The organism is Pelotalea chapellei, assembly GCF_018531195.1.
Lineage (GTDB): Bacteria > Desulfobacterota > Desulfuromonadia > Geobacterales > Pseudopelobacteraceae > Pelotalea > Pelotalea chapellei.
The window spans coordinates 269,624-294,939 of record NZ_JAHDYS010000001.1; the positions used below are offsets into that span (position 1 = coordinate 269,624).

Consider the following 25,316-nt stretch of genomic DNA (forward strand, 5'->3'; position numbering starts at 1 on the left):
TTCAAGAGGAATGGCTGTTTTTCAACAACCTTGAGTTCATCCTTGCCGGATGCGCGGGTCAGCCAATGCATAACTGACATCCGCAATGAGATTGCCGATCAGGGTAAGAAAAGCGCCTATCACGAGAATGCCCATAACCACAGGATAATCGCGGGACATGACTCCCTGGTAGAAGAGCTGCCCCATGCCAGGGATGGCAAAGATAGTTTCAAAGATCACGCTGCCGCCGATAAGCCCGGGGATGGAAAAGCCTGCCAGGGTGATCAACGGCAACAAGGCGTTGCGCAATGCGTGTTTGTAGATAACAACCCGCTCGGAAAGTCCCTTGGCTCTGGCTGTAGTGATATAATCCTGACCAATGACATTGAGCATGGATGAGCGCATGTAGCGGGAAAGTCCAGCCAGACTGCCGAAAGAAGCGACCGCGACCGGCATAATCAGATGCTTGGCCAGGTCCCACAGATAGCGCAGTGTCCCGTAATTTTCGCTCCCCAGTGTGTGCAGTCCGGAAATCGGCAGCCAGTTGAGCTTGACCCCGAAAAAGTACATCAGCAGCAGCGCCAGCCAGAAAGTGGGTACTGCAAAACCGAGAAACACGAAAATGGTGATTCCTTTATCAAGCAAGGTGTCGCGGTGGGTGGCAGCCAGGATTCCAATCGGTATGGCCAGACCAAATTCCAGCAGAAGTGCGATGATATTCAGAGAGATGGTGACCGGCAGTCGTTCCTTGATCTTCTCAATCACCGGCCTGCTATCCGAGGAAAATGACCTGCCCAGGTCAAGCTTGACCAGTTTTCCCACCCAAGTGAAGTACTGGGTATGCAGCGGCTGGTCAAGCCCGTAAAACTTCTTCAGACGCTCCCTGGCTTCCTTGCCCACCTTGGGATTCATGGCCATCTGCATTTCGACCGGCTCGCCGGGCGCAAGATGAATTACCGCAAAAGTAATCAGCGTGATGCCTGCCATCAACGGGATCAGCATCAGCAGGCGTTTTATCAGATACCTCAACATCGGTTCATCCCTCCAGCAGCAGTTCTTCGGGCGCCTCGATGTAATCCCGGACCTTCTTGAGGAATTGAACCGCTTCGCGGCCATCGATGATGCGGTGGTCATAGGAAAGCGCCAGGTACATCATCGGGCGAATGACGATCTGGCCGTCACGAACCACTGGCCGGTCCTGGATGGCATGCATGCCGAGCACGGCGCTTTGTGGAGGATTGAGAATCGGTGTGGAGAGCATGGAGCCATAAACCCCGCCGTTGGAGATGCTGAAGGTCCCCCCCTCGAGATCGGATATCGCCAGACGGTTAGTCTTGATTTTATCGGACAGCTCAGCGATTTTCTGATCTATTTCGTACATCTTCATCTGATCTGCATTGCGCAGGACCGGCACGACCAATCCTTTCTCAGCGCCGATGGCTATGCCGATATCGTAGAAATGGTGATACACAATGTCCGTGCCGTCGATACTGGCATTAACAGCAGGGAACTCCTTGAGTGCCGCGACGCAGGCTTTGACAAAAAAAGGCATCAGACCGAGGGCAGTTCCATACTTCTGACGGAAATGCTCACGGAAGTTTTCACGCAAGGTTTTAACATGACTGAGATCCGCCTCATTGAAGGTGGTCAGCATGGCTGTCTGTTGCCGTGCGGCCAAAAGACGCTCGGCGATACGCCTGCGGATGGGAGACATTGCTACCCGCTCTTCGCGCCCGGAAACATATGCTGGCGGCGCCTCGGTGCGCACCGAAGCGGCTACCGGTGATTGGGGAGGGAAAGGGGCTGGCGGAACTGGTGTCACTGGAACTGAAGCCGCAGGCGGCGCAGCAGGCGCGGATTTTTCTGCTTCCTGTACCGGGGTGACAGCGGGGGGAGAAAGCTCGGGCGCAGAGGGCTTCGCGGATACGGAAACTGCGGATGGAGAAGGAGTAGAATCTTCTTCCATTCGCGGCTCGACCGGGCGCCGTGAATGTTCTTCGATCCGGGAAAAGAGGTCATCCAGGGTGATCCTTCCCCCTTTACCGGTGCCGGTAATGGAGTCAGGCGCGATTCCACCTTCACGCATTTCGCGCCGCACCGCCGGAGAGGAAACGGTTGCCTTGATCTGCTCTTCCTGTGGAGGCGTGACTGCCTTCGGCTCAGACGATGGAGGAGTATCGGAACCGGCAGACAGTGGCGAAATCTGGCCTATTACTGAACCTGTTTTTATGGTGGCCCCTTCTTCGACAGAAATTGAAAGAGTGCCGCTGGCCTCGGCGTGAACATCCAGCGTGATTTTGTCTGTCTCCAGCTCGCAGACCGGTTCATCCTTCTGCACCACATCTCCGTTCTTTTTGAACCACTTCGCCAATAGAGCCTCGTGAACTGACTCGCCGACTTCAGGCACTTTGATCTCCATAAAAACTCCCTCACATGAAACTTAATAAACCTGTCCAGCATTTTAACGCAATAAATCGGATTCTCCAACACAATCAACCGCGCTCGGTGTACAAAGGCCTCTTCCCGCCCATGCCGGCGCTCTGTAAGTTCCAATGAAATCTGTTGCCATCCAGGGCACACATGCATATAATCAATCATTTAAGAAAAGGATGGGCACTGGCGTGGGACATTTCATAACATTTGAAGGCATTGAGGGGTGCGGTAAAACCACCCAGATACGGCTCCTCGCCGAGTGCCTTAGATCCCGCGGCTACCGTGTTGTCACGACACGTGAACCGGGGGGCTGCCCTATCGCCGACAAGATCCGCTCAATTCTGCTGGATGCCGAGAACAGTGCCATGTCTCCCCTGGCGGAATTGATGCTCTATTCTGCCGCCCGGGCACAGCATGTCTCCGAAGTAATCCTTCCGGCACTGGAAGCCGGCTGCATTGTCCTGTGCGACCGCTTTACCGACGCAACAATCGCGTATCAGAGTGCCGGGCGCGGCATTGAGCGCAGCACTATTGAAACACTCAATACCCTCGCATGCAGTTCCATTACACCAGAGCTTACGGTGCTGCTGGATTGTGATGTCCAGACCGGCCTGGGGCGCGCACGCGCCAGAATCGAGGCTGCACACGGCCCTCGCGAAGAGCGCTTCGAACTTGAATCCCTGGAGTTTCACCAACGGGTACGGGATAGCTATCTTGATCTCGCCTCCCGGCAGCCGCACCGATTTCTGAAAATCTGCGCCGGCGGCAGTGTCGAGGAAGTTTCCGCTATTATCACCAATCAGGTATGTACCCGCCTAGCAGACAGCCATGCCATTTGCTGACATCATAGGACACGAGCGTGTGGTGGAGATTTTCCGGAAGTCCATCAAGTCCGGAAAGACCTCCCATGCCTATATTTTTGAGGGTCCTGCCGGCTGCGGCCGCAGAAAAACCGCAATGGCCCTGATTCAGGCTCTGTTTTGCCGCCAGGCGGAGGATGATGCATGCGGTGTGTGCCCTTCCTGCCGCAAGGTTGCCGGCAACAACCACGGTGACATTCATTTTCTTGAGCCTCTGCCCGACAAGCGGGATATCAGCATTGCCCAGTTGCGGGATTTGCAGCGTGACCTTGCCCTGCGTCCCTATGAAGCTCCGCGCAAAGCCTGCATCATGGAGCCTGCAGACAGAATGAACCTGAGTTCCGCCAACTCGTTTCTTAAAACCCTGGAGGAGCCTCCAGGCAACGCACTTCTCATTCTGCTCACCGAAAATGCCGACATGCTGCTGCAGACGATCCGGTCGCGCTGTCAGCTTGTTCGTTTCGCCCCCCTCTCATCGGAGAGCATCATGCTGATGCTGAAACGAAACGGCATGGACGAAGCATCCGCTGCGCTGCTTTCCCAAATGGCTAACGGCAGCATGCAGCGTGCAGCAGAACTTGACGGTGAAGCGCTTGCCCAGCGCCATGAAGTCCTGATCAAACATCTTGCCACTCTTTCTCTGGATCGCATTTCAACCATCTTTACCGCTTCGGAGGAACTGGGAGGAAACCGGGAAGAGACACTCGAACTTCTCGACATACTGCTTTCCTTTGCCAGGGACATGATCCATCTGTCAAGCGGATGCAGCGATATTATCAACACAACCATACGCCCCACGCTGGAGGGACTGGTCAGCCGGTTGAATCTTGAACGGACACTGCAACTGGCTGAAGACATTCTGGAGACGCGCCGCTCGGTGCAGCGCAATGCCAATGTCAAACTTGCCCTTGACCATCTCTTTATAAGAGTGGCCGGGACACTTGCCTGATCCGCTCCACGTTTCCAGCAACAGACATCAAGGAGGAATTCTTTGCCACGCATTGTAACCATACAGTTTATCTCAGCCGGCAAGTTGTACGATTTTGAAGCCGGCGATCTCGATATATCACCCCGCGACAAGGTTGTCGTAGAGACCGAACGCGGCATAGGCGTCGGTTCAGTGGTTGTGGGCCCTGTTGAACGGGCCGAAAACGAAGCACCTGCCAACTTGCTCCGCGTTAAGAGGATTGCAAACCAGGAAGATCTCGACACCCTTGAACGCAACACCCGTAAGGAAAAAGAAGCATACGAATTCTGCAACCGGCGCATCATGGAGCGCAACATGCAGATGAAACTGGTGCGAGTCGAGTACCTGTTTGACGGCAGCAAGGCTGTCTTTTTCTTTACCGCTGACGGACGAGTCGATTTCCGCGACCTGGTCAAGGATCTGGCCCACACCTTTCATACCCGCATTGAAATGCGCCAGATCGGCGTGCGCGACGAATCCAAAATGACCGGCGGCATCGGCATTTGCGGCAGAGAGCTCTGCTGCTGCTCATGGTTGCGCGAATTCCAGCCGGTATCAGTCAAAATGGCCAAAGAACAGAACCTGGCCCTTAATCCGACCAAGATCTCCGGCCAGTGCGGTCGTCTGCTCTGCTGCCTGGACTATGAATATGAAACCTACTGCTGCCTGCGCAAGTCTTTCCCCAAATGCGGGAAGCGTGTCAGAACCGACTCCGTCACCGGAGTTGTGGACAAGATGAATATCCTCACCGGCAACATTACGCTCAAGCTTGATGACGGCAAGCTGGTAGTTGTAAAAAAAGTCGAAATCACCGGTGAAGCAGCACCAGCCGAAATCCAGCAGCCACGTTCCGAAGCCCCTGTCCCGGCTGCAAAACATCAGAAGGGGCGCGAGCGCCGGCCGGAACGTCCTGCTCCTGCACCGCGTGAAGTACCCAAAACCGCTGCACCCGCCGCCCCTGCGCCGGCTACAACCGCGCCTGCTCAACAGGCGACAGAAGGACAGCCCAAACAGGGACGCAAGAAGCATCGTTCCCGCAAGCACGGCCACAAACCTGGCGGCGGGGGCACATCAGAAGGTGGTTCATCTACACCGAAGGCATAAACTCATCAACCAATACCACCATCAGGAGATGCCATGAAACCAGCATATTACGTCACAACCCCCATATATTACGTCAATGACGTGCCCCACATCGGCCACGCCTACACCACTGTCGCCGGGGACGTGCTGGCCCGTTACAAGCGATTGATGGGGCATGACGTTTATTTTCTGACCGGCAGTGATGAACATGGTCAGAAAGTGGAGAAAGCTGCCACCACCGCCGGTGAGACGCCGCTGGAACTGGCCGACCGTGTGGTCAAGCGCTTCCAGGCGCTCTGGGAGCGGCTGGGTATTTCCAACACCGACTTCATCAGAACGACCCAGGAACGTCACAAAAAAGGTGTCACACACATTTTCAAAGACATCATGGAAAAGGGTGACATCTACCTCGGCGAATATGAGGACTGGTACTGTACCCCGTGCGAAACCTTCTGGACTGAAACCCAACTCATCGAAGATCGTTGTCCCGACTGCAACCGCCCGGTGGAAAAGCTTAAGGAGGAATCCTACTTCTTCCGCATGAGCAAGTATCAGGAGCAGCTGCTTGCCCACATCGAGGCTAATCCTGACTTCATCCAGCCCAAGAGCAAGCGCAACGAGATCATCTCTTTTGTAAAAGAAGGGCTGCGTGATCTTTCCGTGTCACGCACCACCTTCACCTGGGGTATTCCGGTACCAGGCAATGAAAAACACATTATTTATGTTTGGTTCGATGCACTGACCAACTACATCACCGCCTTGGGCTATCCCGAAGCAACTGCCGACTACCAGCGCTTCTGGCCGGTCAACGTACACCTGATCGGCAAGGACATTCTGCGCTTTCATGCCGTTTACTGGCCCACATTCCTGATGGCCGCCGGACTTCCCCTGCCGGAGAAGGTCTTTGCCCACGGCTGGTGGACAGTGGAAGGGCAGAAGATGAGCAAGAGCCTGCAGAATGTTGTCGAGCCCAATCTTCTGATCGACAAGTATGGCGTCGATGTGGTCCGGTACTTCCTGCTGCGCGAAGTCCCCTTCGGCCTGGACGGCGATTTCTCACACTCAGCGCTTGTCCAGCGACTTAACTCCGACCTGGCCAATGACCTCGGCAACCTGCTCAGCCGCTCAACTGCCATGGCAGTAAAATACTTCGATGGAGTGCTGCCCGCACCGGGCAAGCTGTCCGATTGTGATCAGGCACTTGTCGGAAAAACCGCGGAGATGGTTACTGCAGTAGACCGATTTATAGATGAAATGGCATTCAGCAAGGCGCTCCAGGCGATTTGGGATGTTGTTTCTGCCGGCAACAAATACATCGACGAGACAGCCCCTTGGACACTGGCCAAGGATCCTGAACAAAAAGAGCGCCTTGCAACGGTCATGTACTGCCTGCTGGAATCTCAACGGATCGTACATATAATTTTGTCGGCGTTCATGCCGGCCACAACAGTGAAGGCACTTGCCAGCCTGGGTTTTCAGAAGGAATATTCAGGTAAGGATCTTGCGTGGGGTGGCTTACAGGCAGGAACAACAATTACCAAAGCAGAAGCGCTATTCCCAAGGATGGAAGGGTAATCCACTTCCAAATCAAAGCGCTATCTTCGTTGGCTCGTCTTCGGCTCCTCAACGTACTACTTGTACGCTTTCGTCGCCTCGCTCCTCGCCGCCTTGATTTCATCTTTGATTTGAAACTGGAGGATTAAAAAGGGAAGACCTATGCGGGTCTTCCCTTTTCTACTATATCGAGGAAGAACGCTTCCAAATCTCTCCGCTTTGTTTCCAATAATATAATCTCTCCTCTATTTCCACATTTCTAATGGTTTCAAACGATTGTGTAGCTCTGGTAAATGCAGCTTCCTCTTCCTAACTCCAAGTACCGGCCAAACCATCAAGATCATAATGGGTAGTTGTTCGCTTGCGCTTGTCAATCCCAGTTGCCTCGCGAATTAAACGCAAAGCCATAGTTATCATTGCTATATCCTTTCAAGGATGAAAGAGTATGAATCAGTGAGAAAAGCCATTAATCTCCTGATTTTTTATATGATTGGCCATGCAAATGTATGGCCTTATCCTCAAAATCCTGAAAGTAGTGCATCAACTGTCGCTAAGATGTCACTCCTCATGAATGCGATTGAACCCACTTTTCCGCGAAGTTCTTTTACACTGATGGCTGCCAGCAGTTGAGTCGCTAAAATCAGCTCAGTATCTCCAAACATGAATACCAAGTTTGCCTTCTCAATATAATCCATCTTTCTGGCTCTGGCGATTTCGGCAGACAGGAGTGGGATAACTATTCGAGAACCACAATCTGCAAAAATATCGTACTGAATATCGACTACAAAGGGAATTGCTTTGGAATCTCTGCCATTATTTCGATAAACATCGAATTGGGCCATTAGAAAAGCTTCCTCCCGTCACTGAACAACCCAATTTCATCTATAAAAGCATTCATATCATTGATGGCTTTTCGATTCCTGCCTAACCAGTCTTTCTCCCGCTTCGTTTTTGCATAGTCGACGAGGCACTTCTCCAACATACCGGAAAGATTTAGGTTATCTTCACGTGCCATACCGAGCAAATCGACTCTGACGCTTAGGTTTGTTGGCTTTCTTTTAATTTTTTCCTTGCAAGCAGGTTCCATGGAAACTCCATCATCTTAATTTTATATGCGCATTGCCGTGCATCATGATGCGCATTTTTTATATAAACAATACGCATAACCCTGTCAATAAAAAAGCCTCCGGAATATCTCCAGAGGCGCGTTCAGTGGTATATGCAAAAGAATCATTGCCTACGCAGATTTTCCATTTTCAACAATATCAAGAAAAAAAGCTTCAAGATCTCTCCGCTTTGTTTCCAGTAATGTAATCTCTACCGAACTTTCTCCGACAAGTGCCATGAACTCCTGAAATTGCGCCACCGGCACCAGATACTCGACGAACTGCTCGTTGCTGCGGATTGCCTTGAATTCCTGCAACGCGGCCTGATTGCCAACATGCTGCCTGGTCTGTACCAGATAGCCTTCTATGCCGCTGCGCATGATATTCTCTACACTGTCCAAAGCCCGCAGTTGCCCCTGTACGATCACCCCTACCCTGTCGCAGACTTTTTCCACATCATCAGTAATATGGGTGCTGAAAAAAACGCATTTGCCGCGCTTCTTCAAATCCAGAATGATTTCCTTGACCAGAGCCCGGCCGATCGGGTCAAGCCCGCTCATGGGCTCATCCAGGATGTACACTTCCGGGTCATGCACCAGCGTCTGGGCCAGCCCCACCCGCTGCACCATCCCTTTGCTGTATCCGCGCATCTGGCGCTTGCGCGCCTCCCACAGATCAAGCCGCTTCAGCACTTCTTCGGTGCGACGATTCAGCAGTGAAGCATCCATGTTGAATTGGGAACCGACGAAGCGGATGTACTCCTCTGCACTAAGGTAATCGTAGAAGGCGGGGTTTTCGGGGAGAAAGCCGACCACCCGTCGTGATGCTGCCTGTGCCACGTCCATGCCCATAATGCTGGCACTGCCGCTGGTTGGCCTGAGCAACCCCATGATCAGCTTGATAGTGGTGCTCTTACCAGCACCGTTGGGACCAAGGAAGCCAAACACCTCTCCCGGCGCAACCTGCAGATCAAGCTGCTTCAATGCTTCAACACGCGCCCTTTTTTTACCTGTGAATTGCTTGGACAAAGAAACTGTTTCAATTGCGTTCATGCGATTCTCCATCGTTCTGCGAGTTATCTTTTTTTCCGCCAAACGCAAACTTGCTGGTCGTTGCCACCTTGCCATCCGGCGTCAGATAAAACGTGCCTCCATAAGGATCCACCGGTGCCGGTGTCAAGTAGCCAGCCCGAACCAGCTGTTCAACGGTGGCAGGTTCTGCCTTCCGCTCCTGCCGATATTTATCCCTGGCAAGCTCAATCCGATGAGCCTCCTTAAAGGCACTCAAACGGATCTGATAGTTCTTTTTGACAGCCGGGTTACGTTCACCTTTTTCCATGGCTGATAAATAGGAAATTGCCAGTTCTGTCTGTCCGGATTCTTGCATATAACGACCGGCAAGACTGAAGTGCAACTCACTACCGCTCAGTTCTCCGGCACGTTTGTAATATTCAGCCGCCTTGGGGTAGTCTTTCATGAAATAGGCGCTATTGAATCCTGCAAAAAAAGGCAGCATCCAGTCCCATGTACGATACTTCATCCCATAATCGAGCAGATCATTGGCCAGTTTGTACTGTTTTACATCCCAAGTCAGAAAACTCTGGGCAAAATAGTAGGCGTCCATATTGTAGGGATCTAGCTTAACTGCGCCATGAAGTATCCCAGACATCCGTTTATAATCAGGTAGAATCGGTAGTATATCGTTTTCATTCTTTACTGATAGTCCGCCAAAATACATCAAAACCTTCGATACAAGCGATGCCGCAACCAGCTCTTTGTGATCTGCAGCAACTATCCTCAACGCCGTTACTGACGGAATGTAGCCCATCTTTTCATCAAAAGGTCTGTTATGGAGATATTCGGTAAATGGCACAATTAAGATGCCGTATAAAACCAAACATGCGAGTGTTGCAAATACTGTTTTAACCATCTTCTACCTCATTTCGCGGCGCGTAAAGATGGATGAAGAGACTGAAAGCAATAGTCCAACATAAACAACAAAATATGCCGAGGTCATTAACAGGCCGTTTGCCGGTAACGGCAGGCCGTAAATAGCATACAGCTTGAGGTCAAAGGCTCCAAAGTTGGGAATGATGTAATACAGAGCGGTAGCGGTCTGTTTCAAAAATGGAGAAAGTGTTTTTGAAGCAGGTGAATGAATATATTCGTAAACTTGCTGTGTAACTCCGCCTGTAACAAACATTGCAATCGTTCCAAAAACCGGCAAAAAAAACGACGTACTGACAGTCGATAACAGGAAGGCAAAGGCAATCAGCAGGATATATTTCAGAGCATCAAACAGGATGCAGAGAATCATTGAACCCCAAACAATCGGACGATCGGATGGATAGATTGAGGAGGAATATGCGACCACGCAAAAAGCTGCAATCCCCAGCACAGATGCTGCAATTATCACAAACAGGGCCGTACCGCCAAACCTCCCCAACAAATAGCTACGTCGAGAAAGCGGCAGACCGAGAACACTAAAAGTATAGCGCCGTTCAATGTCCTTCCAAAGCGAGGTTCCACCGAGAAAAACCGATAATAAAAGTAAAATGAATGAAATCAGGGAAAGTGACAGGGTAATGGTAAGCTCCGTAACCTGGCGCATGGATAGGGAGGCAAAGATCGGAATAAACAGAAACATCAGGGCTGTTACCATAATCCCCTGAAACACTTTATCTCGAAAAATGCCTTTCAATGTTATAGCGACGATTGTCTTCATATTTTTATGGCCCTCAATTTGTAATAACCTTGTGAAACAGTTTACATACTATCAAGCAACCGCTTAGCGAATGGTTTATACATGGTTTCCCCAGGAGTTGCCAAAAACTGCATGAAATATTTTTGCGCCAATTCGTTTTCGTTCACATACAAATAGGATTTTGCCGCGTTGTACAGCCCATCTATATAGTGGGGATCCCTTTCAAAGGCTTTTAAATAGTAACCGGCCACCCTACGATACAGTATAACTTTATCGGCATATTTATCTGCATTCATTGTAATAGTATAAACCAAGGCCATGTAATTGGCTGTTGGCTGCTTGGATAACTGAGCGGCACGAACAGCAGCCGTTTCATATCCTGCGTAATCTCTCCTTGCCAGACAAATGACCGCCATATTACTCCATACAAAATCTGTATCATAACCCATTGCCAGGGATTTTTCCAAGAGACGTTGCGCCTCATCATATTTAGCTTCTTTAATCAACTCGATAGCAACCCCCACATAACTACGGGGGAATTCAGGTGATTTTTGTAATATATCGTACCAGAACGCTTTTGAATCAGTCCATAGGACTACTCTGCTAATTGTTATACAAGCATATGTAAGGACAAGAGCAAAAAACAGACTCCGCAACCGTACAGATCGACAGCATGACAGGCAAATTCCGACAGCAAGCGCTATGCCTATCGAAGAAAGGTACAGGTAGCGTTCAGCAAATGGTGTCCATGGCAGTTTTCCGTGCAGAGCCAACAGAGGGGGGGCAAGGCCGAATACCGTAATTAACAGGGATAGACGCAGGGAAACGATTCTCCAAAAGAGAAAGAGCAAAGTGATACTTGCAATTATGCCGATGACTACATAGAGGTTTGTGTTGATGGTTACAATCGCAAAATTAAGCGGCAACGGGAAGAGAAGCTTTTTGATATAAAAACCAAACGCGGCAAAGCTCTCGCTCACAAAATGGTAGAAAGGCTTTGCAGCGCTGATCCCCACAATCCTACCGATGCCGCTATCCACTCCCCGGTGAAATCCGTTGCGCATTGCTAGATACAACCCAGCTGCCAGTGCCATGGCACCATACAGGGAATATCTTCTTTCAGGTGATATGATCGAACGATTAAGCTGGCAATACACCGGTAAAATCAGCACAGTTGCAATCGAAGCTTCCTTTGAAAGGAGTGAGCAGAGAAACATGATGAAGAAAGCGCTTGTTGCCTTGATGGTATCAACCTGGGCATTTAAGCCAACAAGAAGCGCCAAAAGAAAAAAAGTACAGCACAGAAGGTCAGTCCGACCGGCCATCCACAAGACAGCCTCACTATTCACCGGATGCAGGGCAAATATCAGAGCAGCGACACAAGCAGCAGTTTTCCGCAGCGAAGAAAGTTTGAATGTTTGTAATGCAAACAGATAGACGAGCAAGGCGTTAATGAGGTGCAGACCTGCATTCATTACATGGAAGGCCAGTGGGTCACGACCAAATAGCTGCAGGTCCAGAATAAAGGATAAAAAGGGAATAGGTCTGAAATAATCTCCGCCCCCTCCCAAAAAGAGTGAGTGGAGCGATATTTCGTTAGTCTGTAAAAAATCAAGAATGCTGACATCGTCAACTGAAATAAAATCAACATGCAGCGTATTCAGGTAGGAAAGTACAACCATCACGACAATAATTGCACTATGGAGCACAGCACTATCAAGAATATCAATAATTTTATTGTTGGACATTTCTGGATGATTACCCCGACAAGGTGACTGTCCATAAAATGGAGACTGCGATTTTTATGTACAAGCGACAAGAGGGCATGTTTATCACATACCCTCTCATAGTTAGTACCGTACTAAGTAAAACAAAATAAATTATTGTGATGTCCAACCCGTGGAAGTAAGAACGCCAGCGGTACCAATGGCAGTGGTTGCCACAGTATCGGTTGCATCCTTACCGACATAATCAGCAGATTCTATAAAATAAAGATTTGAACTGTCATTACCGGAGCCAATAAATCTGTTGCCCGCTTTATTCTTGGCTACTACAGCATATTTTTGTGCAGAAGTTCCGGCATCAACCGAATAAGCAACCGTTACATTGTTGGATGGCTTGAAGGTAAAATCCTTGGTTCCGCCATCATCAGTTTTTGTAGGCACTTTACCAGCAGCACCAAAAGCAGTTCCTGCTCCAAGTAGGACAAAAGAAAACACAACGATTATTTTATATTTCATGACTCACCTCTCCTTAAGTTATTTATGCGCCCGGCTGTGGATAATACTGGTTATCAGAAAAAGCGGCCTCTAAACCTGTTTTCAAGTTCCTCAAATCACTGGATGCAGCACTGTTGTAAGCCTTAACGCGATAGGATGAAAACTGCGGGATGGCAACGGCAGCCAGGATACCGATGATCGCAACAACGATCAGCAGCTCGATCAGGGTAAAACCTTTTCTGTTTCTCATTTTCTGTAACATGTGTTTCTCCTTTCCTTGGTTGTGCTCCTAGCGGAGCTTGACAGATTCAGAATGTGTGTATTGGTTAGAGCAATTCCTCTGCCACTTTTTCAACGAACCCAAATCATAAAAAAATCAGCTTTTTACCTTTCATCCTCGTATTCACACCAAAGATGATGCCCTAAATGGTCGCGCATAACTGACGAAATTTGTCACTCCACTACACGACACTACTCATCCCCGCTATCCAACCCAAACTTTGCCAACCTATAACGAAACGAGCGAAACGACATCCCCAGCAGTTCTGCAGCCTTCTTCTTTGCCCCATGCGTTCGCTCCAGTGCCTTCAGCAGGTACTGTTTTTCAAGATCCTCAAGCAGCGGTTCAAGAGCGAGTCCTTCTTCCGGTATCTCCACTCCTCCACTGGCGCTGTATGACTTGCCACTGAAAATGTTGGCGGGCAAGTTTTTCTCCAGAATACATGTTGAATCGAGGATCAGGCTGCGTTCCACTATATTTTCCAGCTCCCTGATATTTCCAGGGAAACTGTGATTCATCAGCGCCTTAAGGGCTGTAGGGGTGATGATTTCTCCTGTTGGCTGTGCTGAGGTGAATTTCTTGAAGAAGCTTTCCAGAAGCTGGGGAATGTCTTCAATCCGCTCCCGCAGAGGGGGCAGCATAATCTGCACAACGTTGATGCGGTAGAACAGGTCTTCGCGAAAGGTTCCTTCCTTTACCTGACCCTGCAGGTCGCGGTTGGATGCTGTCAGGATGCGCACATCGCATTTATGTACCTGGGTGCCCCCCACCCTGCGGAACTCCCGCTCCTGCAGTACGCGCAGCAGCTTTGTCTGCATCAGCAGCGGCAACTCGCCGATCTCGTCCAGAAAGAGAGTACCTCCTTCCGCCTGTTCGAAGAGCCCGGGCCGGTCACCGACCGCTCCGGTGAAGGCACCTTTCTTGTGGCCGAACAATTCACTCTCCATCAGCGATTCGGGAATTGCTCCGCAGTTGACCGCTACAAATGTTTTCTTGCTGCGAGGGCTGCAATTGTGAATGGCGCGAGCAACCAACTCTTTGCCGGTGCCGCTCTCCCCCAGAATCATGACCGAACTGCTGCTGGGTGCCACCTTTTGAATTAGAGAAAATATCTCTCTCATTCTGGGGCTGCTGCCGATTATCCCGTAGAAGCTATCCCGTTGGAGCACAGTCTGTTTGAGGACAGTGTTTTCCCGCTTCAAGGTGGTCTTCTCCAGGGCATTGCGAATAAGAACCTTGATCTCGTCAACCTTAAAGGGTTTGGCTATGTAGTCATATGCTCCCAATTTCATGGCTTCAACAGCCTGCTCGGCAGCGGAAAAAGCGGTCATCATCAGCACGGCGGTATCCGGTGACATGGCCTTGACACGAGCCAGCAGCTCAATGCCGTTCAGTCCCGGCATCTGCACATCGGAAATTATCAGGTCAAACAGATCATCGCTGAGCAGTTTCAAGGCCTGTTCGGCATTGGCGGCTGATAATGCCTGATATCCCTCCATTTCCAGCAGGATGGTGAGGAACTCACGCATACTCAATTCATCATCAACCACCAGAACTCTTGCTTTCATGTGAACTCCTTCACCATATGCTTTGATGCCTATCCTATCCGGCGCAATCCGTCGGCAATTTTTATGTTGATGGCACGCCAGGCAGGAAAAACTGCGGCTACAATTCCAATCAGCAGGGAAAAAAGCAGATCCAGGAGCAGCGTGTTGTTGTCAACGTGAAAAATAGGGAAAAATCTTTCCATAACCTGCCCGAACTTCCATGCAACAGGATAGGTCAGTGCACTGCCGAGAATGCATCCCGCCATGGTGATACACAAGGATTCACCGAAGATAATTCCGGCAATATGCCAGGAACGGAAGCCCATGGCTTTGAATATGGCATATTCTCCTATGCGTTCACGCGCTGTCATGGCCATGGTATTGGCTACCACTGCCATGATGATAAAAATGACCACGAAGGAGACTATCTGAATGGCTATAACAATCGCTTCGGTCATGGAAACAAAGCTGAGCTGAAAGGCTTTTTCAGTCTCGGTAAGCGTTTCGGCAAGAGAATTTTTGAAAAGAGCATCAACTGCCAGGGATGTTTCTGCAGCTACTTGAGGATTTTTCACGCTGATGATGAATACCCCTGCCTGATCAGCCCTGCGGGGCACAGTTTTTCTCAACGTTTCATTGAGGTAGTTCCAGTGAAAGAAAAACTGCCCTTCATCTGTGGATTTATCAGCACCTTCATAGATGCCGCGCAGGACGAACTCCCAGTTCCCCGGATAGATAGTGCCTTTCAGGGTAATGTTATCCCCGATCTTCCAGCCATAACGCTCGGCAAGCCTGCGCCCTGCCACACAACCTTTGCGATCATTGATAAAGGCTTTCTTCTGGTCAGCAGGCAGTACGAATTCGGGATACTGATCAAAATAGCTGCTTGGCTCAATCGCGAAATTCGGGAAGAAATTCTTTTCGTTGATGTAGATCCCACCAAACCAGCTGGCATAGGAAATACCCTTGATCCCTTCCACTTTTTTTATCCGTTCAGTATAGGAAACAGGAAGAGAAAACACCAGCGATATGGAGTTGCGGGTTACAAGGCGATTAGCGGACGAGGCATTGACACCGGCATACCAGGCAGTAACCACTGTCCTTAATAGGCCGAATGAAAGCAGGGCGATAGTGATGCCCATTATGGTAAGAAGTGTGCGCAGACGATGCCGCAAAGCATTTTTTACAAGCAGCTTAAGGATGAACATCTTGCAGTTCGCCCTTGTCAAGGTGTCTGATGACGTGAGCCTTTTCAGCCGCACGCGGATCATGGGTCACCATGATGATAGTTTTGCCCGAGTCTGCATTGAGGCGATCAAGCAGATCGAGGATTTCCTGGGCGGAAACGCGGTCAAGGTCCCCTGTCGGTTCGTCTGCTACGATAATGGTTGGATCTGTGACAATGGCACGAGCAATGGCCACCCGCTGCTGTTGCCCCCCCGAAAGCTGCGAGGGGTAATGCTCCATACGGTCTGCCAGGCCGACCACTAATAGTGCCGTCTCCACATGTTCCTTTCGTTCTTTCCGCGAAAGAGATGTCAGCAGCAGGGGCAGCTCGACGTTTTCAAAGGCTGTCAGGACGGGAATCAGGTTGTAAAACTGGAAGATGAAACCGACATGGGCGGAGCGCCAGCGGGCAAGATCACTTTCACTTAGGGTGGCTATATCAATGCCATCAACTGAAATGGTACCACCGTCTACAGTATCAATACCGGCAATAAGGTTGAGAAGAGTACTCTTGCCGGATCCCGAGGGTCCCATCAGGGCCAGGAATTCACCTTTGACAATATCAAAAGAGATGCTTTCCAGCACGACCAGAGACTGCATCCCCCGGCGGTAAACTTTCGAAACATTGCGTAAGGAAACGATGCTTGGTTGTGGTGTGGGATCAGACATGAAGTTATTTCTTCTCCGGCAAGGAAATGCGGGAACCATTTTTCAGCTTCTCCAGCGGCCTGAGTGCAACCTTGTCTCCCGAAGCAACGCCACTTACTTCCACCAGTTCGCCTAGCCGTGCTCCCCGTTTAACCGGCACAAAGGTAACGATCTCATCGTTCACGCGAAAAACACCTTCTCGATCCTCAACGCGCACGATTGCGGCCGGAGCAATAGCAATCCTGGGTTTCTGTTCTTCTGGACTGGCTGGCCGCTCAAGGAAAGCTACTTTTGCGCTCATTTCCGGTAAGATCTTCGGATCCTTGTCAAGAAAGCGTACCTTGACCATCACAGAAGCTTTCGTTCTGTCTGCGGTCGGGACAACCGTATGAACCTCTCCCCGGAAGCGCGACTTTGGAAGTGCATCGAGCAAAATTTCGCAGGGTTGGCCCTTATATACGACTCCCAGATTAGCCTCGGAGACATCCGCCTCCACCTGCAATGAATCCATGTCGGCTATGGTAAATACGGCAGCCTTGGCATTTGCGGCAGCACCAAGCGGAGTGATAATATCCCCGGCATCCGCATTTTTGGTCAGGACCACCGCATCAAACGGGGCTCGGATAAGCGTATAGTCATAGTTAACCCTGGCACCTGACAATGCCGCACTGGAATTACGCACCGCGGCTTCTGCACCGCTAACGGCAGCCCGTGCACGTTTAAAGCGGGCCTCTGCAGTATCAAATTCGGCTTTCGCAATGATTCCCTGTCGAAGCAGTTCACGCTGACGCCCGAAGGCAAGTGAAGCATCTCCCTCTTCAGCCCTGGCCTGCTCCAGGCCGGCCCTGGCATTGGATACCGCTGCCTCTCCCTGGCGGACCGCAGCCTGCAAATCCTTGTTTTCAAGGCGAGCGATAACCTGTCCGGCAGTAACCCTGCTCCCTTCCTCGACTCCCAGCCACTCCAACCGTCCAGTGAGTTTGGAAGCGACAGCAGCCTTGCGCTGTGCAACTACGTATCCACTGGCATTGAGCAGGGTGAAAGACTGAGTAGGGTATACCTGCACCACTGAAGTAGTTTCAATTGCAACTTTTCTACCTTTAAAGAAAGCGACCACGAGCACGAGAACCAGAATGACAGCGAGAATAACGGAAATGCGATGCCACTTTCTGACGGGACCTTTTTTGACCATCTGACTGGATTTATCTATGCTGAGCTTACTCAGCGGATCCTGTGTCATGCTTTACTCCAGAGATTAAGTTTCGAAATTTCATACCATTATTACACAAATAAGTGAAGTACTGTGGAGCTAAGCCTTATCCAGCATGAGATCAACTGAAACAGTTTTTTGAGTCACACCTGTTTTTTTGCTTTTTAGTATGATATATATAATCAGTTTTGCTTCATGGAGATGTTCACTATCTTCATAATAAATTTTCCATGCAAGGGGGCAGTAATGAGTGAAATTGTTGATGTTTATGCCAGAGAAATTCTTGATTCACGCGGCAATCCGACCCTGGAAGTTGAAGTATTCCTTGAATCAGGTGCCTTTGGACGTGCTGCGGTTCCCTCAGGTGCTTCCACTGGCGAGCGTGAAGCACTTGAATTGCGTGATGGCGATAAATCACGCTACCTTGGCAAAGGCGTTTTGAAAGCTGTCGACAATGTAAACGATGTCATTGCCGACGAACTTATTGGTATGGAAGCGGACGATCAGGTCGGCATCGATATGAAAATGCTTGAAATGGACGGAACAGAGTACAAAAGCAAGCTTGGGGCAAACGCCATTCTGGGTGTATCCCTAGCCATTGCAAAAGCTGCCGCGGATGAAGCCGGATTGCCTCTTTATAAATATATCGGCGGCGCCGGAGCACGTGAGTTGCCTCTGCCAATGATGAACATAATCAATGGCGGCGCCCATGCTGATAACAACGTAGATATCCAGGAATTCATGATCATGCCGGCCGGTGCAAGGAATTTTGCCGAGGCGCTGCGCATGGGTGCCGAAATATTCCATGCCCTCAAGTCTGTTCTCAAGTCCAAAGGATACAATACAGCCGTTGGCGATGAAGGTGGTTTTGCCCCAGACCTCAAATCCAACGAAGAAGCTCTGGAAGTGATTGTTGAAGCCATTGTAAAGGCCGGTTACAGACCAGGTGAAGATGTGTTGCTGGCACTGGACGTTGCATCATCGGAACTCTTCAAGGATGGCAAGTATACTTTGGAGAACGAGGCACAGAAGGTCAAGACCGCTGATGAGATGGTGGATTTCTACGAGAATTTGGTTAACAAGTACCCGATCATCTCGATTGAAGACGGCATGGCTGAAAACGACTGGGATGGATGGAAAAAACTGACAGAACGTCTGGGCAAACGCATTCAGATTGTGGGAGACGACCTGTTCGTCACCAACCCTGCCATCCTCCGGGAAGGTATAAAACAGGGCATCGCCAATTCAATCCTGATCAAGCTCAATCAGATCGGCACACTGACAGAAACCCTGGAAGCCATAGAAATGGCCAAACGCGCCGGTTACACCACGGTTATCTCCCATCGTTCAGGAGAAACCGAAGACACCACTCTGGCTGACCTAGCTGTAGCTGTCAATGCAGGGCAGATCAAAACCGGCTCACTCTGCCGCACCGATCGCGTTGCAAAATACAACCAGCTGTTGCGCATTGAGGATGAACTCGACAACTGTGCACTCTTTAAAGGACATGAAGTGTTTTATAACGTGAAAAAGTAAAGTAAAAGCAGGGGTACGACGTGCCGTGCCCCTGCTTTAAACAACCATAAAACCATCTAAGATATCACCTACGGTGCTGTTACATTGACCACCTGGCTCCCCTCCCCCCCCTGATTTACGATTTGAACTCGAAAATCCTTGTTCACAGGTGAATAGGGATGGCGTTGGTAAACAAGCCGTGTGCAGTCGACATAAATCAGCCTCTCCCTCTCAGCAATATCCTGACCACCACGACCGCCAATCTGCATCCCATCAACGTAAATCGAGGAATTTTGATTGAAGTTTTTCCCAGTAATGTTCAGTTCGTAATAATTCACGTATTCGTTACCAACGGCTATCTGATTGATTTCCGGCCTAGTCTCAATTGAAAGAGCCAAAGGTACTGATGAATTATCAAGTGAATTTTTGACCATTACTTGATGAATGCCGCCGGGTACATTCGGCACGCTGAAAACAAGAGTTTCCGGTGAAACGAGGTTGCTTGGAATCACAGCCCCATCAAAGAAAAGCTGTGAGCGCTCAGAGAAGTTGCGACCTTGAGCTGAAACTTCTCGTTCTCTTCCTTGGTTACAGGAACCTATTTTCTCGGGAGTCAAGGAAATGAGCACGGGCCGCAGAGGCAAAACCGTAAAATTATAGGCACGACCGACAACACCATCAGCACGTTGAAGATAAAGCGCATAGAGACCCGGCTCAAGCTGCTGTGGAATTATGAACTCCGCCTGCTTACCATCAACTGTTCTGGCTGGAACCTCAGTACTTCCAAGGAACGCGCTGATTCTGTCTCCAAACCCTGAACCAAACATCATTACCCGCGCGCCCGGTTCAGCTTGTGCCGGAATAATGCTGAGGATATTAATTGGAGGAGGAGTTGGCACCGATGGTGTCTCGGCTTTGACCCTTTTAGGCCGCTCTGCAGAAAAAGCAACTGTTGTTGTTATCACCAGACAAAAAACCGATAGAAACAGTGTGACCTTTGAACGCATGCAACCTCCCATGATCAATTTTGATATGCGTCATTGCTGTGTTCCCTAACGCTAATTCTTTATTGTCATAGCCAACCATACCCCTCCCAGAATAAAAATGAGATTTGTTCCCCAGGCAGCAACAATCGGTGAGAGAACACCACTGCGCCCGTAGGACAAAAGAATGGCATTAATAACGAAATAGATAAAACCAATAGCAATGCTGGAGCCAACGCCAAGGGCGATACCCCCGGAACGACTGTTGCGCAGTGCAAAGGGAATACCTAGCAAAACCATGACAAAAGCTGCAAATGGTTCGGACAATTTACCATGCATCATGGTTCGATATCGATAGGCCTCGTACCCACTTTTTTCGAGATTCTCAGCATAGCTTTTCAATTTAAGGTAACTGAAGTTATCGGCATTCTTATCCATGAGGCGCAAGTCATCCATCTTGAGATTAAGCGTAATAGCCATTGATGGCATAGAACTAGTATCAAAACCCAAACTAGTATTGAATTTTTTTATCACCGGTTTTTGTAACATCCAGTGATCATTTTGGAAGGCTGCCGCTTCGGCATCGATACGGCTGACAGGATTCATATTGCTGTCGAGATTCCAGATCACAACGCCTTTCAGCACTCTTTCCTGAGGGTCGAAAAGCTGGGACTGCAGAATTAAATTATCTGATCGGAACCAGATGTTATTTCGCTTGAATACTGCATTAGCTCCCTGTTTCTTAATATCAATTCGTTCTATTTTGTCCATACGTTCAGAACTTGATGGGACAAGCAGTTCTGCATTGATCAGAAGTAGAAGGCTGGCCACAAGTCCCAGCCACAACATCGGCATAGAAATACGCAGAAGACTTATCCCGCAGCTGCGCATGGCAATGATCTCGCTGTTGCGGGACAGCAATCCGAGAGTCAAAAGCGTTGCCATAAGAATGGAAAACGGAGCCGCCTGCCCAACCATATCTGGCAATTTAAAGAAAAAGTACCGCAGAATATCAAAGAGCATACCTCCCGCACGAAGAAACCTCGGTATTCGTTCCATCATGTCCAATACAATATAAATGGACATGAAGCTTCCCATGCAAATGGCGAGTAATCGTACCCAAGCCAAAGCAGTATATTTACTGAGAATATTCATGTCAGGAAGGTTTGCGGAAGATTCGCAGAAACATATTTGCAGTAGGAAGAGGAATCTTCTTCTCTGTTGATGCCATTCTCAATAGATAGCACCCCAAGGAGAGAAACATCAGGTTTGGAACCCAGAGAGCCACCAATGGCGGGAGAATCCCTCGTTCTGCAAAAGTGCGCATAAGTGACAACAGCAGATAGTAAGCAAGCAGTATTGATATACTGACGGTAAACCCGGCAGATTTTCCTGTTCTGCCATTCTGCATTCCAAGCGGAACAGCAAGTATAGCAAATACGATTGAAGCGAACGGCAAGGCAAAACGACTGTGGAGTTCTGCACCCATAGCAAAACGTTTTTGAGGTGGGGTAGCAGGGTTATTAATATTTTCTTTCAATTGAGAAACGCTCATGTCCAACTGATTCAAATTGAGATCATCCTTATTGTGAGGAGAAAACACCGTCATTATATATTCTCCAAAATTTACAAGGCGATATTCGTTGTTTTTGCCGGATGAATGAATACTCCCCTGGTTAAGCACAAGATTCAGACCATTTTGATCAGAAAAGCTTCCTACCGTGCCTTCTTTGGCAAAGATGGTCAAAGGACGCTGAGGATCGCGTCCATCATGGATAATTACCCCTTGTAGCGTATGGTGTTCTTCGTCATAGTGGTCTGTGTAGAGAATAATACCAGGAATATCATCCCAGAAAATTTTTTCCCGAATTGTTACCGCTACATTCTGTTTCAGTACTTCAAGGCTCAGACGCTTAAAAGCAGTATTCCCCCAAGGGACACCGACAACTCCGGCAGTCAGTGAAATCAAGGCGGCTACAAGTCCAGAAACTATAACCGGAGGCAAAAGCTGGGTTAAGCTTATGCCTCCTGATTTCATGACTGTAATTTCATTATCACTCGACAGGCGCCCAAATGCGAGTAGCACGGACAGCAGAAATGCCATGGGAATGGTAAAGACCAAGAAAGAAGGCATAAGATAGGTAATCATAAGGAACACCTCAGTAAAAGGCACTCCACGAGCAATAACGAGATCAGTCAGCTTTATCAGCCTTCCCATCAATAGAATCAGAGTGAATACTGTGATACCGAGCAGAAAGAGTGATGAAATTTCGCGGATTATGTAAAGGTTCAAGATTCGTTTCATAGGGGGAGATCATACATGAGCATCGGAGGACTGTAAAGACAGGGCAACTCCTTTGCACCATATCACAGTGAAACCTATAGATAATTACTTTTCAAACAATGCACCAACAAAAAAGCCCGCCGATACTCCGGTGGGCTTTTTTGTTGATAAAACACAAAACCTAGGCCTGAGCAGACCACTGCCCGTGTAAGTTGCACAGTTCTCGAGCCGTAAAGGAAGTACCAGAAACATTGAAAATAGCTTTTGGAGCGTCTCCTGGATTGAGGAATTGACGATAAGCTTTTCCATCAGCTACTAGTTCAATCCACTCAATATAATGTTTCTCTTCCATAGGATGGGCCACGCTTCCAACTGTTACAGTTACGATTCCGTTACCTATCTCTATAACCGGAACATGTTTTTCTTTAGCTGCATCTACAGTGTTTTCTGTCAGTAAAGCCATAGGTTGATCGCAGCAGACTAATTCTCCTCCACCTGCATGAATTGTCTCAACAACGTTGCCACACAAATTACATTTGTAAACTTCCAGCAATCTCGTCATATCATCCCTCCTTTAAATAATAAGCGATCTGGTATTAGCACCAGACCGGCAGTGAATCACCAATTTTCTCCCAGAAGCTCAAAATGGGCCTGCGGGTGTGCACAGGCAGCGCACAACTCTGGAGCAGTGGATCCGGCATGAAGATATCCACAATTTCGGCAGCGCCAAACAACCTCTTCTTCTCGTGAGAAGACACGGTTGTTCTGAATATTTGACAACAAATCCAGGTACCGCTTTTCATGCTGTTTCTCGGCAACAGAAATGGCAGTCCAGACGGCAGCTATGGCTGGAAAGCCTTCCTCCTTGGCTACAGCGGCAAAAGAAGGATACAGATTGGAATGTTCTTCATATTCACCATTGGCTGCAGCGAGCAGATTCTCAGCAGTAGTTCCCACCTTACCCGCAGGAAAACAAGCTGTGATCTCCACCTCCCCACCCTCTAAAAATTTGAAGAAGCGCTTGGCATGTTCTTTTTCTTGATTAGCTGTCTCTTCAAAAATATCGGCAATTTGTACATAACACTCTTTACGGGCAGCAGCGGCAAAGTAGGTGTAGCGGTTACGTGCCTGGCTCTCTCCGGCAAATGACTTAAGAAGGTTCTGCTCTGTTCTGGTTCCTTTAATTGATGCACTCACTTAACACAACTCCTTTTGCAATTGAGTTTGAAACTACAAACACGACAAAACTGGTCTTTTTATAGCCGGTACATTTTTTTTTATCAAGCACAAAAAAATGGGAGTGCAAAAATGCACTCCCATTTTTTATAAAACAAACTTAAAACCGAATTTAAGCGAGCTTGCGGCCACCTTCTTCAGCCCATTTCTCAAGCATTGCAGTTGTAACGGACTTGGGACGCTCAATGGCATATCCCAGACCGCGGTCCCAAGTGATGTTGGCCATACAACCGAGGGCGCGACCTACTCCAAAAAGAACAGTGTAGAAATCCCACTCTTTGAGACCATAGTACCACTGAATAACGCCGGACTGCGCATCAACGTTCGGCCAGGGGTTTTTGGTTTTACCGTGCTCAGTCAGAACGACCGGAGCAACTTCAAAAATCATGGCAACAAGCTTGAACAGCGGATCATCCTTGAGGCCGGGGGTGTTGAGGCAGAACTCACGCTGTGACATATAACGTGGGTCGGTTTTGCGAAGAACAGCGTGGCCATAACCCGGTACTACCTGGCCGGCATTGAGAGTATCCCAGAGAGCCTTGGTGATGAGTTCTTTAGTGGGCTCAACATCCTTGCAGTATTTCTCCTGGAACTTGATAGTCCAGTCGAGAACTTCCTGGTTGGCAAGACCATGCAGCGGACCGGCCAGACCGTTGAGGCCGGCGGAGTATGCATAGTAAGGATCGGAAAGAGCCGAGTGAACAAGATGAGTTGTGTGAGCCGAAACGTTACCAGACTCATGGTCAGAGTGAAGAATGAAGTACATGCGGGCAACATCTTTGTACTCTTCGCACTGGCCGATCATCTGGGCAAAGTTGGCACCCATGTCCAGTTTGGGATCGATAGGGATCTGCTTGTCGCCACGGAATTTGAGATTGTAAATGAAAGCAGCTACAACCGGGATTCTGGCAACGATGTCTGAAGCGTCCTCATAGACGGATTCCCATGCGACCATCTTGTTGAACTTGCCGGAGTTATAAAAAGCGGCAAACTTTGAGTCCTTCTGCATTGCCATAATGCCGACGGAAAGCATTACCATCGGGTGACTGTCACGCGGAAGAGCACGGATGGCGTCAAAAACATACTGAGGCACCTGCTGACGGGTTTTCCACTCGGCAACAACTTCATCAACCTGCTCCTGGGTTGGAACATCGCCGGTGAGCAAGAAATACCAGAAGGATTCGACTGTCGGGTATTTTGAATTGGCGGCTTTGGGCAGAGCCTCGAAAGTTTCGGGAATTGTTTTTCCACGGAAGCGGATGCCTTCCTGAGGATCAAGATAAGAGATATCGGTCACAAGACTGCGAATGTCGCGAGCGCCACCAATGCACTGGTCAATTGTAACCTGATCAATGATGACTTTACCGAATTCTTTGGTCAGACGGGTAGTACGGGGACGATGTGCCTCAATCTTCTGCTTCAGTGTGTCTTTCAATGCCATCTGGGTACTCTCCTTTCGTTGTGGGGTTGTACTGAGATAAA

At 49.2% G+C, this 25,316-nt stretch carries 24 protein-coding genes and 1 pseudogene; 5 read left to right on the forward strand and 20 right to left on the reverse strand.

Annotated elements, in window-relative coordinates; translation table 11 throughout:
* Window positions 1-36 precede the first annotated feature (36 nt).
* On the reverse strand, window positions 37-1,011 hold the full coding sequence (locus KJB30_RS01245; protein ID WP_214296100.1) for an ABC transporter permease: 975 nt from the start codon (window positions 1,009-1,011) through the stop codon (window positions 37-39).
* 4 nt (window positions 1,012-1,015) lie between these two features.
* Window positions 1,016-2,398 carry a dihydrolipoyllysine-residue succinyltransferase gene (sucB, locus tag KJB30_RS01250; protein ID WP_214296101.1) on the reverse strand — a complete coding sequence of 461 codons (1,383 nt, stop codon included), beginning with the start codon at window positions 2,396-2,398 and terminating at the stop codon, window positions 1,016-1,018.
* 202 nt (window positions 2,399-2,600) lie between these two features.
* On the opposite strand from sucB, the gene tmk reads away from it, so the two are divergent.
* Genes tmk through metG form a run of 4 tightly spaced genes read left to right on the forward strand, consistent with a single transcriptional unit; the run spans window position 2,601 to window position 6,897 of the window.
* Window positions 2,601-3,254, forward strand: coding sequence for a dTMP kinase (tmk, locus tag KJB30_RS01255; RefSeq protein WP_214296102.1), 654 nt, complete (start codon window positions 2,601-2,603; stop codon window positions 3,252-3,254).
* Window positions 3,241-4,221 (forward strand): DNA polymerase III subunit delta', encoded by a 981-nt coding sequence (gene holB / locus KJB30_RS01260; protein WP_214296103.1) that lies wholly within the window; start codon window positions 3,241-3,243, stop codon window positions 4,219-4,221. The genes tmk and holB overlap by 14 nt, the downstream gene beginning before the upstream one ends.
* Before the next feature lie 42 nt (window positions 4,222-4,263).
* Complete coding sequence (locus tag KJB30_RS01265) at window positions 4,264-5,343, forward strand: PSP1 domain-containing protein (RefSeq protein ID WP_214296104.1); 1,080 nt, start codon at window positions 4,264-4,266, stop codon at window positions 5,341-5,343.
* A 33-nt stretch (window positions 5,344-5,376) separates the two neighbouring features.
* Window positions 5,377-6,897, forward strand: a complete 1,521-nt coding sequence (gene metG / locus KJB30_RS01270) for a methionine--tRNA ligase (RefSeq protein ID WP_214296105.1) — start codon at window positions 5,377-5,379, stop codon at window positions 6,895-6,897.
* 497 nt (window positions 6,898-7,394) lie between these two features.
* On the opposite strand, the gene KJB30_RS01275 is transcribed toward metG, so the two are convergent.
* The 12 genes and pseudogenes from KJB30_RS01275 to KJB30_RS01330 all read right to left on the reverse strand — a co-directional run bounded on the left by KJB30_RS01275 (window position 7,395) and on the right by KJB30_RS01330 (window position 17,846).
* Window positions 7,395-7,718 (reverse strand): CcdB family protein, encoded by a 324-nt coding sequence (locus KJB30_RS01275; RefSeq protein WP_214296106.1) that lies wholly within the window; start codon window positions 7,716-7,718, stop codon window positions 7,395-7,397.
* Window positions 7,718-7,963: a type II toxin-antitoxin system CcdA family antitoxin gene (locus KJB30_RS01280; protein ID WP_214296107.1), complete on the reverse strand. Its 246-nt coding sequence runs from the start codon at window positions 7,961-7,963 to the stop codon at window positions 7,718-7,720. The genes KJB30_RS01275 and KJB30_RS01280 overlap by 1 nt, the downstream gene beginning before the upstream one ends.
* Window positions 7,964-8,113: 150 nt before the next feature.
* Complete coding sequence (locus tag KJB30_RS01285) at window positions 8,114-9,034, reverse strand: ABC transporter ATP-binding protein (protein WP_214296108.1); 921 nt, start codon at window positions 9,032-9,034, stop codon at window positions 8,114-8,116.
* Window positions 9,021-9,911 (reverse strand): tetratricopeptide repeat protein, encoded by an 891-nt coding sequence (locus tag KJB30_RS01290; protein ID WP_214296109.1) that lies wholly within the window; start codon window positions 9,909-9,911, stop codon window positions 9,021-9,023. The genes KJB30_RS01285 and KJB30_RS01290 overlap by 14 nt, the downstream gene beginning before the upstream one ends.
* A 3-nt stretch (window positions 9,912-9,914) precedes the next feature.
* Entirely contained in the window at window positions 9,915-10,706 is a 792-nt protein-coding gene (locus KJB30_RS01295; RefSeq protein WP_214296110.1) for an ABC transporter permease, read from the reverse strand.
* Window positions 10,707-10,747: 41 nt separating this feature from the next.
* On the reverse strand, window positions 10,748-12,433 hold the full coding sequence (locus KJB30_RS01300; RefSeq protein ID WP_214296111.1) for a tetratricopeptide repeat protein: 1,686 nt from the start codon (window positions 12,431-12,433) through the stop codon (window positions 10,748-10,750).
* A 132-nt stretch (window positions 12,434-12,565) separates the two neighbouring features.
* Window positions 12,566-12,925, reverse strand: a complete 360-nt coding sequence (locus tag KJB30_RS01305) for a hypothetical protein (RefSeq protein ID WP_214296112.1) — start codon at window positions 12,923-12,925, stop codon at window positions 12,566-12,568.
* Between the two features lie 144 nt (window positions 12,926-13,069).
* Window positions 13,070-13,154, reverse strand: a pseudogene (locus KJB30_RS18610) (type IV pilin protein); the annotation flags it as partial.
* Between the two features lie 221 nt (window positions 13,155-13,375).
* Window positions 13,376-14,752: a sigma-54-dependent transcriptional regulator gene (locus tag KJB30_RS01315; RefSeq protein ID WP_214296114.1), complete on the reverse strand. Its 1,377-nt coding sequence runs from the start codon at window positions 14,750-14,752 to the stop codon at window positions 13,376-13,378.
* Between the two features lie 29 nt (window positions 14,753-14,781).
* Window positions 14,782-15,939 (reverse strand): ABC transporter permease, encoded by a 1,158-nt coding sequence (locus tag KJB30_RS01320; RefSeq protein WP_214296115.1) that lies wholly within the window; start codon window positions 15,937-15,939, stop codon window positions 14,782-14,784.
* Complete coding sequence (locus KJB30_RS01325) at window positions 15,926-16,627, reverse strand: ABC transporter ATP-binding protein (RefSeq protein WP_214296116.1); 702 nt, start codon at window positions 16,625-16,627, stop codon at window positions 15,926-15,928. Before KJB30_RS01325 ends, KJB30_RS01320 begins: the two co-directional genes overlap by 14 nt.
* Before the next feature lie 4 nt (window positions 16,628-16,631).
* Window positions 16,632-17,846, reverse strand: coding sequence for an efflux RND transporter periplasmic adaptor subunit (locus tag KJB30_RS01330; RefSeq protein ID WP_214296117.1), 1,215 nt, complete (start codon window positions 17,844-17,846; stop codon window positions 16,632-16,634).
* A 216-nt stretch (window positions 17,847-18,062) separates the two neighbouring features.
* Between KJB30_RS01330 and eno the strand changes: the two genes are divergently transcribed.
* Window positions 18,063-19,352, forward strand: a complete 1,290-nt coding sequence (gene eno, locus KJB30_RS01335) for a phosphopyruvate hydratase (protein ID WP_214296118.1) — start codon at window positions 18,063-18,065, stop codon at window positions 19,350-19,352.
* 68 nt (window positions 19,353-19,420) lie between these two features.
* Here eno and KJB30_RS01340 read toward each other — a convergent pair whose 3' ends face one another.
* The 6 genes from KJB30_RS01340 to KJB30_RS01365 all read right to left on the reverse strand — a co-directional run bounded on the left by KJB30_RS01340 (window position 19,421) and on the right by KJB30_RS01365 (window position 25,275).
* Window positions 19,421-20,296, reverse strand: coding sequence for an IPT/TIG domain-containing protein (locus KJB30_RS01340; RefSeq protein ID WP_214296119.1), 876 nt, complete (start codon window positions 20,294-20,296; stop codon window positions 19,421-19,423).
* Window positions 20,297-20,389: 93 nt separating this feature from the next.
* A complete protein-coding gene (gene lptG, locus KJB30_RS01345; RefSeq protein ID WP_214296120.1) occupies window positions 20,390-21,469 on the reverse strand; it encodes an LPS export ABC transporter permease LptG in 1,080 nt (359 codons plus the stop codon).
* Between the two features lies 1 nt (window position 21,470).
* Window positions 21,471-22,619 carry an LPS export ABC transporter permease LptF gene (gene lptF, locus KJB30_RS01350; protein WP_214296121.1) on the reverse strand — a complete coding sequence of 383 codons (1,149 nt, stop codon included), beginning with the start codon at window positions 22,617-22,619 and terminating at the stop codon, window positions 21,471-21,473.
* A gap of 160 nt (window positions 22,620-22,779) precedes the next feature.
* Window positions 22,780-23,160, reverse strand: coding sequence for a desulfoferrodoxin (locus KJB30_RS01355; RefSeq protein ID WP_214296122.1), 381 nt, complete (start codon window positions 23,158-23,160; stop codon window positions 22,780-22,782).
* A 56-nt stretch (window positions 23,161-23,216) separates the two neighbouring features.
* Complete coding sequence (gene rbr, locus KJB30_RS01360) at window positions 23,217-23,795, reverse strand: rubrerythrin (protein WP_214296123.1); 579 nt, start codon at window positions 23,793-23,795, stop codon at window positions 23,217-23,219.
* 151 nt (window positions 23,796-23,946) lie between these two features.
* Window positions 23,947-25,275: a citrate (Si)-synthase gene (locus KJB30_RS01365; protein WP_214296124.1), complete on the reverse strand. Its 1,329-nt coding sequence runs from the start codon at window positions 25,273-25,275 to the stop codon at window positions 23,947-23,949.
* Window positions 25,276-25,316: the final 41 nt, after the last annotated feature.